The 16219-nt window shown below is 42.3% G+C and carries 13 protein-coding genes; 4 read left to right on the top strand and 9 right to left on the bottom strand.

The annotated features are described in order from the left end of the window. Positions 1 to 3: 3 nt before the first annotated feature. From nrdR to queA, 6 genes are all read right to left on the bottom strand, one after another. Positions 4 to 453: a transcriptional regulator NrdR gene (gene nrdR / locus PSF11_RS07505; protein WP_004926977.1), complete on the bottom strand. Its 450-nt coding sequence runs from the start codon at positions 451 to 453 to the stop codon at positions 4 to 6. A 178-nt stretch (positions 454 to 631) separates the two neighbouring features. Continuing rightward, positions 632 to 1600 carry a protein translocase subunit SecF gene (secF, locus tag PSF11_RS07500; RefSeq protein ID WP_014656778.1) on the bottom strand — a complete coding sequence of 323 codons (969 nt, stop codon included), beginning with the start codon at positions 1598 to 1600 and terminating at the stop codon, positions 632 to 634. 10 nt (positions 1601 to 1610) lie between these two features. Beyond that, complete coding sequence (gene secD, locus PSF11_RS07495) at positions 1611 to 3458, bottom strand: protein translocase subunit SecD (protein ID WP_014656779.1); 1848 nt, start codon at positions 3456 to 3458, stop codon at positions 1611 to 1613. Positions 3459 to 3486: 28 nt separating this feature from the next. Further along, on the bottom strand, positions 3487 to 3819 hold the full coding sequence (gene yajC, locus PSF11_RS07490; RefSeq protein WP_004926971.1) for a preprotein translocase subunit YajC: 333 nt from the start codon (positions 3817 to 3819) through the stop codon (positions 3487 to 3489). A 93-nt stretch (positions 3820 to 3912) separates the two neighbouring features. Next, positions 3913 to 5040, bottom strand: coding sequence for a tRNA guanosine(34) transglycosylase Tgt (gene tgt, locus PSF11_RS07485; protein ID WP_004926970.1), 1128 nt, complete (start codon positions 5038 to 5040; stop codon positions 3913 to 3915). 89 nt (positions 5041 to 5129) lie between these two features. Further along, on the bottom strand, positions 5130 to 6200 hold the full coding sequence (queA, locus tag PSF11_RS07480; RefSeq protein WP_072502522.1) for a tRNA preQ1(34) S-adenosylmethionine ribosyltransferase-isomerase QueA: 1071 nt from the start codon (positions 6198 to 6200) through the stop codon (positions 5130 to 5132). 297 nt (positions 6201 to 6497) lie between these two features. On the opposite strand from queA, the gene PSF11_RS07475 reads away from it, so the two are divergent. The 4 genes from PSF11_RS07475 to ggt all read left to right on the top strand — a co-directional run bounded on the left by PSF11_RS07475 (position 6498) and on the right by ggt (position 10918). Next, positions 6498 to 7106 (top strand): acyl carrier protein phosphodiesterase, encoded by a 609-nt coding sequence (locus tag PSF11_RS07475; protein WP_014656782.1) that lies wholly within the window; start codon positions 6498 to 6500, stop codon positions 7104 to 7106. A gap of 299 nt (positions 7107 to 7405) precedes the next feature. Continuing rightward, a complete protein-coding gene (locus PSF11_RS07470; protein ID WP_004926964.1) occupies positions 7406 to 8008 on the top strand; it encodes a peroxiredoxin C in 603 nt (200 codons plus the stop codon). 289 nt (positions 8009 to 8297) lie between these two features. After that, positions 8298 to 8918: a hypothetical protein gene (locus tag PSF11_RS07465; RefSeq protein ID WP_004926962.1), complete on the top strand. Its 621-nt coding sequence runs from the start codon at positions 8298 to 8300 to the stop codon at positions 8916 to 8918. Positions 8919 to 9151: 233 nt separating this feature from the next. Continuing rightward, a complete protein-coding gene (ggt, locus tag PSF11_RS07460) occupies positions 9152 to 10918 on the top strand; it encodes a gamma-glutamyltransferase (protein WP_004926960.1) in 1767 nt (588 codons plus the stop codon). 181 nt (positions 10919 to 11099) lie between these two features. Here ggt and PSF11_RS07455 read toward each other — a convergent pair whose 3' ends face one another. The 3 genes from PSF11_RS07455 to phoR all read right to left on the bottom strand — a co-directional run bounded on the left by PSF11_RS07455 (position 11100) and on the right by phoR (position 16215). Beyond that, positions 11100 to 12818 (bottom strand): thiamine pyrophosphate-dependent enzyme, encoded by a 1719-nt coding sequence (locus tag PSF11_RS07455; RefSeq protein WP_060560965.1) that lies wholly within the window; start codon positions 12816 to 12818, stop codon positions 11100 to 11102. A gap of 214 nt (positions 12819 to 13032) precedes the next feature. After that, positions 13033 to 14358, bottom strand: coding sequence for a branched-chain amino acid transport system II carrier protein (gene brnQ / locus PSF11_RS07450; protein ID WP_004926953.1), 1326 nt, complete (start codon positions 14356 to 14358; stop codon positions 13033 to 13035). Positions 14359 to 14898: 540 nt separating this feature from the next. Further along, complete coding sequence (gene phoR / locus PSF11_RS07445) at positions 14899 to 16215, bottom strand: phosphate regulon sensor histidine kinase PhoR (RefSeq protein WP_004926950.1); 1317 nt, start codon at positions 16213 to 16215, stop codon at positions 14899 to 14901. Between the last annotated feature and the right edge of the window lie 4 nt (positions 16216 to 16219).

The following is a 16219-nucleotide window of genomic DNA, read 5'->3' as shown; positions in this document are numbered from 1 at the left end:
TTCTTAATCCTGTAATTTAGCGATCTCTTCGCCAAACTCCCGTACATCTTCAAAGCTACGGTAGACTGAAGCAAAGCGGATATAAGCCACTTTATCCAGTTTCTTCAGTTCATCCATCACTAAATTACCAATCATTTTAGAAGGGATTTCACGTTCCCCTGTTGCACGTAGTTGTGATTTGATAGAAATAATGGCCTGTTCAACGGCATCAGCACTTACGGGCCGTTTTTCCAAGGCCTTTTGCATACCACGACTTAGCTTTTCTTCATCGAAGGGTTCGCGTACTTCATCACTTTTAATTACCCGTGGCATAACAAGTTCCGCCACTTCAAAGGTGGTGAAGCGTTCATGGCAAAGCAGACATTGACGACGCCTGCGCACTTGAGAGCCTTCTCCAACCAGACGCGAGTCAATTACTTTCGTATCTACAGCAGAGCAAAATGGGCAGTGCATAGTGTTTCCTGATTCTTATTTCGGGTAAACAGTGTAACCCAGAGCTTAATAAAAAACACCCCGCAAGACTGTACATTTGCAGTCTAACGGGGTGTTTTCATGTTTAAGCCATCTTTTTAGAACACACCAGACGGCTTTCATTCAGTCACCTAAGCCACCGACTTTCACCCAATGGGGATTACGGTAGTAAAGACTCTTGGTCAGCACCTTCTTTCTCAACTTTCGGTGGAAGTAAGTGCTCACGTTTCATACCCATTTTCAGTGCTAGTGCAGAAGCCACATAGATAGATGAAATCGTACCGATGGTTACACCAATTAACATGACCAATGAGAAGCCTTCTAACATCGCGCCACCGAAGATATACAGCATCAGCACCACTAACAGTGTTGTTGCAGATGTCATAATGGTACGGCTTAAGGTCTGTGTTAAAGAGACGTTCATAATTTCATACGGTGTACCGCGACGAATTTTACGGAAGTTTTCACGGATACGGTCAGATACAACGATACTGTCGTTCAGTGAATAACCAATAACGGACATCAATGACGCCACGATGGTCATATCTATCTCAATATGGAACAAAGATAGAATACCTAACGTAATCACAACGTCATGGGCAAGTGCTAATACTGCACCTGTCGCTAGACGCCATTCAAAGCGGAAACCAACATAAATCAAGATACAGATAAGCGCCGTTAACAGTGCAAGTGCCCCTGTTTGAGCAAGTTCTGCCCCAACACTAGGCCCCACAAATTCAATACGCTTCACTGTCGCTTGCTCATCAACATTTTTATTGATGATAGTGATGATCTCTTTACCGACTTCTTGACCTGCAACCCCTTCAATAGGTGGTAAACGGATCATGATGTCACGGCTGCTACCAAAATTTTGGATTAAAGGATCTTTGTGAGCCGTATTAGAAAGACTGTCACGAATTTTATCCAAATCAGCTGGCTGACTCAGGTTGACTTCGATGACTGTACCACCAGTGAAGTCAAGGCCCCAGTTAAAGCCTTTCATCCCAATAATCGCGATAGATGCGATCAGTAATACAATAGAAATCCCAAAGGCAACGTTGTCCCAGCGCATAAAGTCATAGACTTTACGACCATAGTTCAATTGTTCAACAGTATAATCCTGTGCCACAACGTGCTCCTTAAATTGACAGCTTGTTGATACGTTTACCGCCATATAGCAGGTTCACGATAGCACGTGTACCAATAATAGCTGTAAACATAGAGGTGGCGACACCGATAGCTGTCGTAATTGCAAAGCCTTTGATTGACCCTGTACCCACTGCATACAGAATAATTGCAGTGATAAGTGTAGTCAGGTTTGCGTCGATAATACTTGAGAAAGCGCCTTTATAGCCTTCATGAATAGATTGCTGGACTGAACGCCCATTGCGCAACTCTTCTTTAATACGTTCGTTAATCAAAACGTTAGCATCGACGGCGACAGCAAGGGTCAGTACGATACCGGCAATACCTGGCATGGTCAGTGTGGCGCCTGGTAACAAGGACATCACCCCAACAATCATGATCAAGTTTGCAAACAGCGCCGTACTCGCAATCAAACCAAACTTACGATAGTAAATAATCATAAATAAGATTGAGGCGAACAAACCAGCTAAACAAGCTTTTAGACCTTGTTCAATGTTTTGTAAACCAAGAGTCGGCCCAATAGTACGCTCTTCAACGATTTGGATTGGCGCAATTAACGCACCAGCACGTAGCAATAGCGACAATTGACGAGCTTCGTTTGGATCAGTGATCCCCGTGATACGGAATTGGCTTCCGAAACGCGCAGAAATATTCGCCGCGTTAATCACTTTCTCATCTTTCATCAAAATTACACGGCCTTCGGCATCTTTTTTCCCGCTGTCTTTATATTCAACAAACAGCGTTGCCATTTGTTTACCCTGATTGTCACGGGTAAAATCAGACATGACAGAGCCACCCGCACTATCAAGGCCAATACTTACTTGTGGCGCACCATTTTCATCACTACCTGAAGTTGAGTCAGTGATGTGGTCACCAGTCAGGACGACTCGCTTATACAGAACGTAAGGGAAGCCATTACGATCATACTTAACCTCAGAATCGCCCGGCACACGGCCATTTTCTGCCGCTGCTGGGTCAACACTTTGGTTAACTAAACGGAACTCTAAGGTTGCCGTTGCCCCTAAAATTTCTTTGGCACGCGCGGTATCTTGGATACCAGGTAACTCAACAACAATACGCTCCGCACCTTGGCGCTGAACAAGAGGTTCTGCAACACCCAATTGGTTTACACGGTTACGAATAATGGTAATGTTTTGAGATACGGCATAGTTACGAGCCTCACGTAGACGCTCATCCGTCATAACTGCAGTCATGGTATTATTGTTACCATTAGAAAATACAAGATCTTGGAACTTACGAAGGAGTATTTTCTCTGCTTGGCTACGATCATCAGCATTACGGAAACGGATCTCAACGCTGTAATTGTCGCCTTTACGGATAGAAGAGTACGGAACTTTTGCTTGGCGCAAATCGTTACGTATACCGTCCATGTTTTGTTCCTGCAATTTACTTAATGCAGTGTCCATATCGACTTCCATGAGGAAGTGAACCCCACCACGCAGGTCTAGACCGAGTTTCATCGGCTCACCACCAACAGCTTCTAGCCATTTAGGTGTTGCAGGTGCAAGGTTTAATGCAACAACATATTGGTCACCCAGAGCGCTAACCAGTGCTTCACGAGCGCGCAATTGAATATCCGGGTTGTTGAATCGGGCAAGTACAGCCCCATTTTCCAAGGCAATAGATTTGCTCTGGATATTGTCTTTTTCTAACGTTTTTTGGACTTGGATCAGCGTTTGCTCATTGGCGGCGGTTCCCCGCACGCCAGTGATTTGAACAGCCGGATCCTCACCATATAGGTTTGGAAGCGCATAAAGCAGACCGATGAGGATCGCAGCGATCAGCATCAGATACTTCCACAAAGGATAACGGTTTAGCACGGCAGTTCCCTTCGGGAAAAATCAGAAATTAAATACCTTTCATTGTGCCTTTAGGTAAAACAGCAGCAACGAAATCACGTTTGATAGTTACTTCGGTGTTCTCACTCAGTTCAAGAACAACATAACCATTATCAGAAACTTTGGTTACACGACCAATCAAACCACCTGTTGTTAAAACTTCATCGCCCTTAGTGATTGACTCCATCAGTTTACGATGCTCTTTAGCACGTTTTTGCTGTGGACGTAAAATCATAAAATAGAAGATCAAAGCAAACACGGCGAGCATAATAATCATCGTATACGGGTTGCCCTGTGCTGGCGCGCCTGCAGATGCCGCTGCTTCAGAAATAAAAAAACTCATTCAACTTTCCTCATTGTTATTGAACGCTATTTAAAACATAAGTACAGCAAAGCTTAATATGCTACACAGATTAAGCTCATTTCGCACTTAAATTCATTCCATATTTAATGAAGGTTGGCTTTTGCCAATCTTCTGATAGAAATCTTTCGCAAACTCTTCAAAGTTACCATCTTCAATCGCTTGACGAATACCAGCCATTAGACGCTGATAATAACGCAAATTATGAATGGTATTTAGCCTTGCGCCAAGAATTTCATTACAACGATCGAGATGGTGTAAATACGCACGACTATAATGACGGCAAGTATAGCAATCACACTCAGGATCGAGTGTTGAAGTATCCGATTTATACTTCGCATTGCGAATTTTTACCACGCCATTCGTGACAAATAAATGACCATTGCGCGCATTTCGTGTTGGCATCACACAATCAAACATATCGATGCCACGGCGAACACCTTCAACTAAATCTTCCGGTTTACCAACCCCCATTAAATAGCGAGGTTTATCCGCCGGAATTTGTGGGCATACATGTTCTAAGATACGATGCATATCTTCTTTTGGCTCGCCTACCGCGAGGCCGCCTACAGCGTACCCATCAAAGCCGATCTCTACCAGCCCCTTAACTGAAATATCACGTAAATCTTCGTAAACACTACCTTGAATGATGCCAAATAGTGCGTTTTTGTTGTTTAATTCATCAAAGCGTTGACGGCTACGTGCAGCCCAACGTAAGGACATCTCCATGGATGTCTTCGCGTAATCCCAATCGGCAGGATATGGCGTACACTCATCAAAAATCATCACGATATCTGAGCCGAGATCGTATTGAATTTCCATTGACTTTTCAGGGCTTAAGAAGATTTTTTCACCGTTAATAGGGTTACGGAAATGCACACCTTCTTCTTTAATTTTACGCATAGCACCAAGGCTAAAGACTTGGAAACCGCCTGAGTCAGTCAAGATAGGACCTTGCCATTGCATAAAATCGTGTAAGTCACCATGCAATTTCATGATCTCTTGCCCTGGGCGCAACCATAAATGGAAGGTGTTACCAAGCAGAATTTGTGCACCTGTTTCTTTGACCTCTTCTGGGGTCATCCCTTTGACTGTTCCATAAGTACCAACAGGCATAAAAGCGGGGGTTTCCACCACGCCACGCTCAAAAATCAAGCGCCCACGACGCGCATTGCCATCCGTGGTTTGTAATTCATATTTCACGTTTATTTCTCCTAGCAGCAGAAAAACAGTCTGTTGCTGATATTAACTTTCACAGGCGAGCAGCTTATCCACCGCCTATCTAACTCACGCTACTGCCCAATCTGCTCAAAACGAGCATCAGGATTACGCGTGATATACATAGCATCACCATAACTAAAGAAACGATATTTTTGTGCTACTGCTTCTTTATAGGCCTGCATAGTATTTTGATATCCAGCAAATGCAGAAACTAACATAATCAGTGTCGATTCTGGCAAATGGAAGTTGGTGATCAAAGCATCAACCACTTGATACTCAAACCCTGGATAAATAAAGATTTGGGTATCATCAAAAAATGGGGCAATGAGCGCATCTTGGCTCGCTTTTGCCGCACTTTCTAATGAGCGTACAGAAGTGGTTCCGACAGCGACCACACGGTTACCTCTCGCTTTACATGCCAATACGGCATCCACAACCTCTTGTGGCACCTCTGCATATTCAGAATGCATGACATGATCTTCGATAGTGTCAACACGCACGGGTTGAAAGGTTCCCGCGCCGACGTGTAAGGTGACGAACGCCATTTCAACGCCTTTTTCACGTAGTGCATCCAATAAAGGCTCATCAAAATGCAAGCCAGCGGTAGGAGCTGCAACCGCGCCAGGACGTTGGCTATAAACGGTTTGATACAGTTCTTTATCCGATTCTTCATCAGGGCGGTCGATATAAGGTGGTAATGGCATATGCCCGATTTCATTGAGGATACTCAATACATCGCGCTGATCATCAAACTGCACTTCAAATAAAGCCCCATGGCGCGCAACCATAGTCGCATTAACGCTTTCATCTTCACCTAAAATCAGCTCTGCACCCTCTTTCGGGGCTTTAGATGCCCGAATATGAGCAAGTACGCGATGCTCATCCAGCATTCGTTCGATCAGCATTTCGATTTTGCCACCGCTCGCCTTACGACCAAATAGCCTTGCTGGAATAACACGCGTGTTGTTAAACACCAGCAGATCACCGGGTGACAGTTTCTCAAGGATATCCGTAAAAATACCATGCGTGAGCTGCCCCGTTGGGCCATCAAGGCTTAGCAGTCTACATGCGCTTCGCTGCGCTTGAGGATAATGGGCAATTAATTCTTCAGGTAACTCAAAAGTAAAATCGGAAACACGCATTGTCTTAACTTCAATCTAAAAAAACAGGCGACTAGTCTAGTGCTGAGCACTCAAAGGCGCAAGAAATAAGCGTATTTTTGCCGAAAAAACCTTCAATATTTAACAAATATTTCTCAAGTCACGAAAATTTTCTTCCTTATGTCATCGCTGCATCGCTGTTTGCTATTCGATTTCGTGCTAAACGGATATCTCTAGGCAATTTCAGATCCGTGTTAAAACAACAGACCATAGACATCTAAAGATGCGTGCACAGTAAACGGGCTATAATTTACCAAGCATCGAGTATATGATATCAACATGAACTTTCTTGCTCACTTGCATCTTGCCTATAAAGCGAATAGCTCCCTATTGGGCAATATCATGGCCGACTTCGTTCGTGGCAACCCAGAAGGCCATTATGCGCCCGATGTTGTCGCGGGGATCACTATGCATCGAGCTGTTGATAAGGCGACAGACTCTCACCCTTTAGTCAAAGAAGCGCGCGCACTGTTCAGGCCGGATTACCGTCGGGTCGCGCCGATCACACTTGACCTTGTATGGGATCATTTCCTCTCATTACATTGGTCTAAAATCGAACAAACTATCGGATTGGCCGATTTCATCTATTATGCACGTCGCCAAATTGAACCTAATCTGCGTCATACGCCTGAAAAGTTTCAGGAGTTAAATGAGTTTCTCTGGCCCCAAAATTGGTTAATTCGCTATGCAGATAAAACATATATAGGGCAATCATTGAATGGAATGGCACGTCGGCGGCCTAAACTACATGCGCTTAGCGGCTCTTTTGATGACTTTTTATTGCAATATAAGCCACTTGAACAGATTTTTTTCCAGTTTTATCCGCAAATGATACAACAGGCTGAACAAGGAATATTTGTCGGTCACCTCACAACACTGAAGCCTTGATCAATTATCACTTGTACTTTACCGTAATAAAACTATTGTATTGATATCAATTTGTTAAATAAGTATAATTGATAGATAAAAACTATCACAGAAATTGGTATTTATACCTTTATTCTTTGTAGGGAATTTCATATTCTCTCTTGATATATTGCCTAAATAATTTGAACGGTTTGTTGGCAACCAGCGAAAGGCTTCCTAGCAGCAAAATAGCGCTATCACTAGGCACCTAACGCGGTCCAATAAGTGGTTTAAACTATTATGGATATAAAACCTTTAATTCAAACTCATAGGAGTAAATTATGGTTCTGGTAACACGTCAAGCCCCTGACTTTACTGCTGCAGCTGTTCTAGGTAACGGTGAAATTGTTGACAACTTTAACCTGAAAAATCACCTAAACGGCCGTCCAGCGGTGATCTTCTTCTGGCCAATGGACTTCACTTTTGTTTGTCCTTCAGAACTTATCGCGTTCGACCACCGTTATGAAGAATTCAAAAAGCGTGGTGTGGAAGTAATCGGTGTTTCTTTTGACTCTGAATTCGTTCACAACGCATGGCGTAAAACTCCTGTTGATAACGGCGGTATTGGTGAAGTGAAATACCCAATGGTTGCTGACGTCAAACGTGAAATCATGAAAGCATACGGCATTGAGCACCCAGAAGCTGGCGTTGCTCTGCGTGGCTCTTTCTTGGTCGACAAAAATGGCGTTGTGCGTCACCAAGTCGTTAACGACCTACCACTCGGTCGTAACATCGATGAAATGCTGCGTATGGTTGATGCGCTGCAATTCCACGAAGAGCACGGTGATGTTTGCCCAGCGCAATGGGAAAAAGGTAAAGAAGGCATGAACGCATCACCTAAAGGTGTTGCTGACTACCTGACTAAAAACGCAACTGGCCTATAATTCATAGCGTTTACTGTTTTTATGGATCGGCATAAACTTCGGTTTATGCCGATTTTTTATTTTTGACAATCCCATTTGCCCGCTTTTACTTTATTCTCTGCTTTTTATTCGTCTTTTTTCAAATAATTATTGCTAGAAAGTTCTTAATTGATGCTAAAGAACAATATATCTGAGGATATATAGCGCACCATACTTTTACAGGACTGCTATTTATAATATGGTTACATTTATCCATAAATAGTTACATTTTTAACTCAATATAGCGTCAATCGTAAAGTAGGAAAAAACGATGAAATTTAAACTGTTAGCATCGGTTGTTATAGCTGGTACTTTGCTTGCAGGCTGTGATAACAACCAAACAGCCTCTGAAAGTAATTTCAAAAAATCCATTCAAGATTATCTCGATACTAAATCGGCTATTTGTATCAATACTGGCCCATTCCCTGCTGAGCTTTTAGCACAAGCAAATACTCGAAAAATAGAACAATTAGATAGTTTGGTTGATGCTGGATTATTAAACAAATCAGAAAAAAAAGTCGTTATCAAAGATATGTGGGGAACAGAACAAACAGGTGAAGGTGTTGAATTTACCTTAACGAGTGAAGGTCAAAAATTCTTTGATGAAGCAAAAGCCGAATTTTCTGGGCGTGGCAGCTTCTGTACAGGTAAGTTAGTGGTCACTGAAGTCACGAATTTCACAGAGCCAGCTGAGCGCGGTGGTCAAAAAATCTCTATCGCTAACTTTAAACAAAAAATTGAAGATGTGGCACCTTGGGCCAAAAATGAAAAAGTCATTGCCGCCTACCCACAAATCAAATCAACCCAAGAGCGTGCTGAAAAATCACAACAAAGCCCATTGGTACTGACCAATAACGGCTGGATCCATATTGCATTGTTCAACCAAAAATAAATTGGTCTCCCTAAGCAGAGCCACGATCAGGCTCTGCTTAACCCATTGTTTTATATTTTTAAGTTAATTTTTTCACTACATTGTTAACATTTCTCGATTGTATCTTTCAGTCTCTCCAGCTATTTTATGCTATACATAAAGAACACAATTAATTAACAAATGAATCACATTAGTTAATTGTGTTACTCAATTTCATAAAAAGCCCATTCCATTTTATTCATCGGGAGATACGAATGATAAAAACATCATGGCGCCCCTCTGTCCTATTACTTTCACTGCTTATCTCACCTCAACTCTTTGCCGCCTCAGAACCTGCTGTCGAGGCCAAAAAAGGAATGGTTGTGTCTTCTCAACACCTAGCCTCTCAAATTGGTGCCGACATCCTTAATGCGGGCGGTAATGCAGTTGATGCGGCTGTTGCTGTGGGATATGCCCAAGCCGTGGTTAATCCATGCTGTGGTAATATTGGTGGCGGCGGATTTATGACCATTCACCTTGCTAATGGCAAAGATCTTTTTATCAACTTTAGAGAAACCGCCCCAGAAGCCGCTAGCGCTAATATGTACTTAGATAAGAATGGTAATTTAATAAAAGATGCCAGCCTCTATGGTTACCTCGCATCGGGGGTTCCGGGAACGGTAAAAGGGCTTGATTATGCGCTCGAAAAATATGGCACAATGAGCCGCCAGCAAGTCATGGAGCCGGCAATTAAATTAGCCAGAGAAGGTTTTGTTTTAACGCGGGCAGATACCGATGTCCTAGATACCACTGTCGATCGCTTTAAGCAAGACCCAGAAGTCGCACGCATTTTTTTAAAACCTAATGGTAGTGCCTTTCAACCTGGCGATCTGTTAGTACAAACCGACTTAGCCAATACCCTTGAAAAAATTGCGAAAGAAGGCCCTAAAGCTTTCTATGAAGGCGAAATACCGAAGATCGTAGAAGAAGCGTCTAAAAAGAATGGGGGGATCTTAACCGCAAAAGATTTTGCTAATTATACGATCACCGACACCACACCAATTAGCTGTACCTATCGAGGCTATAAATTTATTTCAGCACCACCGCCTAGCTCGGGTGGGGTAACCATCTGCCAAACACTCAATATCTTAGAAGGCTATAACCTCAAAGAGATGGGGTTCAATTCGGCAGAATATATTCATACTCTCACAGAGGCAATGCGCCATGCCTACATGGATAGAAACACTTTCCTAGGCGATCCGGCATTTGTCGATAACCCAACCGACAAGTTATTGAGTAAAGCCTACGCAGAAGAGCTACGTAAAGAGATCAAACCTAACCAAGCAACGCCATCAACACAAGTCCAACCCGGTGTAGGGCCACATGAAAAACCAGAAACAACTCATTACTCTGTTGTCGATGACAAAGGTAATGCGGTTTCAACGACTTATACCATCAATGGCCGTTTCGGCTCCGTGGTGATCCCACCTGGTACAGGGTTCTTTTTAAATGATGAGATGGATGATTTCACCACCAAAGTCGGTGAGAAAAATATGTATGGTTTAGTTCAAGGTGAAAGAAACGCGATTGCTCCTGGTAAGCGCCCACTATCATCGATGAGCCCAACCATAGTGACCAAAGATGGTAAAGTGTTCTTAGTGCTCGGCTCCCCAGGCGGGTCACGGATTATTTCAATCACATTGCAAACCGCCCTGAATATCATTGACCATGGAATGCCTCCTCAAGAAGCCGTGAACGCACCGCGTATCCACCATCAATGGTTACCCGATGAAGTTTACTATGAGGAGCGTGGTGTCTCTAAAGATACCTTAGCGTTGCTCGATAAGATGGGTTACAAAATGGTAGAACAAACACCATGGGGTGCAGCAGAGTTAATTATGGTGCCCGTACCGGATGCTAAAGGAGATAAAACAGACTCATCAGGCAATGATGCCGCAGTTTCAGGCAAAGTTCGCCAAGGCTATATCTACGGTTCAAATGATGTTCGTCGTCCAGCCGGTAAAGCCGTTGGTGTCGATTAAAATCCACACTTAAAACAAATGGCGGGATAACCCGCCATTTAAATAATTAGCTAAGCGGGGAGACCCGCTTAGTATTATCTACTAAAAAATCAACAAATTGATATTTTTAATGGTTTTCACAATCTCTTATGGCCGCAGCCAAACACCTTGATGTTGACCCACGGCCTGAAATTACCTTGCGTTATTTACGAATAAAATTATCCACAATAAGGCTGATCGCTTCTTCACTACGACCATGTAAAACCGCTTTTGCCGTATAAAGCCCCATACCGACAACACTATTAAGCTCTACATTCGGTGGCATAACCAATTCATTCGGTGAAGTATGCACGTTTAATACCGCTGGGCCATTATAATTTAGGAAGCGGATAACAGCGTCCTCCAATGCTTCTGGGGATTCAACTGATTCACCAAACATCCCTAACGCACTCGCCAGCTTACCAAAATCAGGGTTTTCTAAATCGGTATAGTTATTCAATAACCCTTCAACTTTTTGTTCTAATTCAACAAAGTTAAGCGATTTATTGTTGATGATAACGATTTTTGCCGCCAATTTTTCTTGCGTCATAGTGAGTAGATCGCCTAATAGCATCGCTAACCCACCATCACCTGACATAGAGATCACTTGGCGATTAGGAAACGCTTTTTTCAATCCTAATGCTTGAGGCATTGCGTTAGCCATGGTGCCATGTTTTAAGCTCGTTAATGTTCTTCGCTGCCCATTGGTATTGATATAGCGCAGCATCCAAACCATTGCAGAACCCCCATCTGCCGTAAAAATAGCGTCGCTATCTGCATGCTTATCGAGTAGCTGAGCAAGGTATTGAGGGTGGATGACATGAGCTTTCGCCCCTTTTTCTAGCCAGCTAATTTTTTCGAGTGTCTTTTTGTGCAAATCGACAGATTTACGTAAAAAATCATCATCGGTTTTATTGTCAATTAAAGGCAATAATTGCAATAAGGTTTCATTGACATCACCATTAAGCCCTAAATTGACAGGGTGGCGTTTACCGATATTTTCTAAATTAATATCAACTTGTACGATGGTTGCTTTTTCAGGGAAAAATTGAGGCCATGCGAAATCAGTACCTAACAGCAGCAAAGTATCGCAGTTTTTTAACATGGTAAAACCGGACTCAATACCGATCATTCCCGTCATTCCCACATTATATGGGTTATCATATTCAATAAAATCTTTGGCTCGTGAGGTATGTGCAATTGGCGCTTTTAATTTTTCTGCCAATTGAAGAAGTGCTCCTCTGGCATCTTTACTACCAATTCCCGCATAAATACCTATTTTCTTACCTTTATTTAATACATCTGCCAGCGCTTTAATATCTTCTTGAGCCGGGATAATTCGCGGTTGATGATAATTGACGGCTATTTTATTTGGATAGTCTATTTCAGACTTGCTTATATTTACTGGAAGAATAATAACAGCGACACCTTTTTGACTTAAAGCTGCACTAATGGCATTTTTTGTCACTTCAATCGCTTTATCAGGGCTAATAATTTCTTCGCAGAATACTGAGCATTCACTATAAACGGATTTAAAATCGACGTATTGAGGGAAAGAACTATCGGTTGTATTAGTATCTAATTGGCTTGCAATCAAAATAACAGGCGCGCCATTGCGATGTGATTCATATAATCCATTAATAAAATGTAAGCTTCCAGGTCCACAGGAGCCTGCACATGCGGTGAGTTGGCCTGAAATAAAGGATTCGGCACCGGCGGCAAATCCCCCAACCTCCTCATGCCTTACATGGATCCACTCCATCTTACTTTCATGTATCGCATCCGTGACATAATTTAAGGTATCACCCACGATGCCATAACAGTGCTTCACACCTGAATTTTGGAGAATATCAACAATCACGCTAGCAACATTTTTTTTCATGCAAGGCTCCAATAGCAGATTATTTCTTATAAACAAAAGATCACAGATGACTCTTGTCTACATATTTATATTATTAATATCACAATAAGTAATAACTGCAATTAAAAGCACTATTTTTATTTTAAACCTTTCTTTTTATGATATTTTTCCGTCAGAATAAGAAGTAAAAAAGGAGCTAATAAGCTCCTTTTTCTATTATTGAATATTGATATTTTTAGGCTTGTTTATGTTCGGCTGCGGGTGTGATCACTCGGTCACAAATTGCCGCTACAATTAACACCACAAATGATGGTAATAACCATGCCAAATCTTGTTGATATAACGGAATTCCAGTCATCCAATCAGGAATATACGTTTTCAGATGATCTGACGCTTTCGCTGCACCAATTAACCCCACAATAAAACTGGTCAACATGGTTGGGGCAATCACCACACTTGGGTTACGCCACCACTTTAAAGTAAAGCTTAATAAAATAAGCACAATACAAGGTGGGTAAATCGCCACTAATACAGGAACAGAAAACGCAATCAGTTTACTTAATCCAAGATTAGAAACGACCATGGAGAATGCACCAAGTACCAAGACTAGCGTGCGGTAAGAGATTGGCACATAGCGGCTAAAGAACTCCGCGCAAGCACAGGTCAAACCAACAGCCGTCACCATACAGGCAACAAAAATCAATACGGCAAGGAAGAAGCTACCATAGTTACCAAATGTATACTGAACATAGGCATGCAGAATATCAGCACCATCTTGAGGGTTTGGAATAATGGATGCGCTGTTTTCACCTAATTTAAATAGTGAAAGGTAAACCAGTGTCAGTAGCACCCCCGCAATCAGCCCCGCCCACATGGTATAGCGGGTCAGTAGTGAGGAGTTTTCGATACCTCGCGAACGAGCCGCATTAACAATCACGATACCAAAGACCATTGCCCCCAATGTATCCATCGTCAAATAGCCATTGATAAAGCCATTTGAGAAGGCCATATCGCGGTATTCATCTGTTGATAACATAGGTTGACCTGCCGGCCAAAGCACAGCCGCAACACCAAGGATAGCAAGGGCTAACATTTTTACAGGTGCCAGTATGTGACCTACACTATCCAGCAGTTTACCTGGGTATAGAGAAATACCGATGACTAGCACAAAATAGACTGCACTATAAATTAATAATGATATATCTGATTCGCCACCAAGTAGCGGTGCAATCCCCACTTTGTAAGAAACCGTCGCAGTGCGAGGCGTGGCGAATAGCGGGCCAACGGACAGGTAAGCAACAACAGCAAGCAATAGCCCCGCCGTTTTACCAACAGGTGTACTTAGGGCTTCAATACCCCCACCCACTTTGGCTAATGCCACAACGGTTAAAACAGGCAACCCCACACCTGTAACCAAAAAGCCTAGCGCGGCAGTCCACACTTGCTCGCCAGCCTGTAAGCCAACCATTGGTGGAAATATGATATTTCCAGCACCAACGAAGAGCGCAAAGGTCATAAAACCTAAGGCAAGAATATCTCTGGATGTTAAACGATGAGCCATATTTTATGTTAAATCTTTGTAACGGTGTTAGAAAATATAGAGTAACTAATCAGTAACTCTTTGAATTATAAATGGCGGTATAGAATTCTAATTAACAAGTTGATAAACAATACAATGTGTACGATTTATCACATCAGGCAAGATTAAAAATCAAAAAACAGAAAAAATCGCCAATAACTGGCTACAAGTAAAACTTTTATAGGGAAAAAAGGCAATAGCAAACCTAAAAACAAGAATAAATCTCTAAAGTATTTTTTATAACTAGTGATTACTGTCAGTAAAATAAGAATATGCGCTATATGATTTGAACAAAAAACAACCAATTAAACCATTATTTATCTTATCTTTTAAATCGATTATGGTTTTGCAAAGCGAAATATAGGTTTTTTAGAAAACAGAAATTTTTAATAACCCATCACAAATATAGAGAGATTCATTTTTTAAATAAGAAGGAGCGACATATCTGGCGGTGATAATGATATGTTGGATTGGGTCGATAAGAACGGCTGTTTGCCGCTCTCATCGAGGTATGTCACGTCTTTAATGAAGTGTTTTAGCTGTTTTTTTGTCTGATACGATCAATACAGGAGGCAGGGTAAAAGAGAATTCGCTCCCCTTGCCTAACTGACTGGTTATCATTAATTGGCTATTATGATGCTGCAAAGCGTGTTTGACGATCGCTAAACCAAGCCCCGTTCCTCCCCCTGTTTGGCGAGACCTCGCCTTATCAACACGGTAGAAACGTTCAGTTAAACGTGGAATATGCTCTGGGGGGATCCCCAACCCATTATCAGCAACGCCAAAACGTGCCCCATTATGTGTTTTCTGCCAACTGACTTGGATCGTTGTTCCTTCCGGTGTATGCATAATGGCATTATAGACCAAGTTAGCCACCGCACTACGAAGCTGCTCTTCATTACCGTAAACATACAGCTTTTCATCAACCATAAATTTAAACTGTTGCCGCCCTTGGCTTAAACTCATCGCTTCCTGTTCAATCATTTTTAAAATTACAGGAATATTTACCTGCTCATCTAAATTAATATGAGGCGCCACTTCAATGCGAGATAACTGTAACAGTTGTTTAATCAAATTATCCATTCGATGCGCCTGCTCTTGCATTACCGTTAACGCTTTTTTGTTGGCAGCTGAGGCATTTTCTTGATCATCTAATACTTCAAGATAACCTTGGATCACCGTTAGTGGTGTGCGTAGTTCATGGCTGACATTCGCAAAAAAGTCTCTACGTGCTTTTTCTAATCGGCGCTTTTCCGTGACATCCCTCGCAACCATTAATAGCTGACCTTCGGTATAGGGTAAGACACGAAATTCAACAATAGCGCCACTGTTTAGCTCTATCGTTAACGCTTGTTCATAGTTTTGTAATGTAAAATAACGGCTGAAATCTGGATAGCGTAATAAATTAAAAATCGGTTGCCCGCTATCTTCCGGCCAACGAAAACCTAATAAATGTTGAGCATGGCGATTACACCAGAAAATATTCCCTTCAAGAGTCATCATTACGACGGCATCAGGGAGAGATTCTGCGCCACTGCGAAAGCGTTTGATCAACTGCCCTAATTCACGCCGACGTTTTCGGTTGCGCTGCTGAAGCTGATAGATCCCATAAAAGATTGGCTCCCAGCCGCCTTTACCATCAGGGGGCAGCATGCTCCGATCAAGCCATAACCAATATGACAACTTCATCAAGTTATAACTGTGCCAAATCAGCGCTGCGGTCAATGAGATGACTAAAAGCCATGCAAGATGGCCGATAAAAATCGATAAGATTAATGCAGGTAAGATGAATAAAAACAGCCCCCAAATTAGCTGTTTCCATGATAGGCGTTCAAGCACTGGT

It is taken from the genome of Providencia sp. PROV119, from assembly GCF_028482435.1.
GTDB lineage: Bacteria > Pseudomonadota > Gammaproteobacteria > Enterobacterales > Enterobacteriaceae > Providencia > Providencia stuartii.
This window is presented reverse-complemented; position numbering and strand designations above follow the sequence as displayed.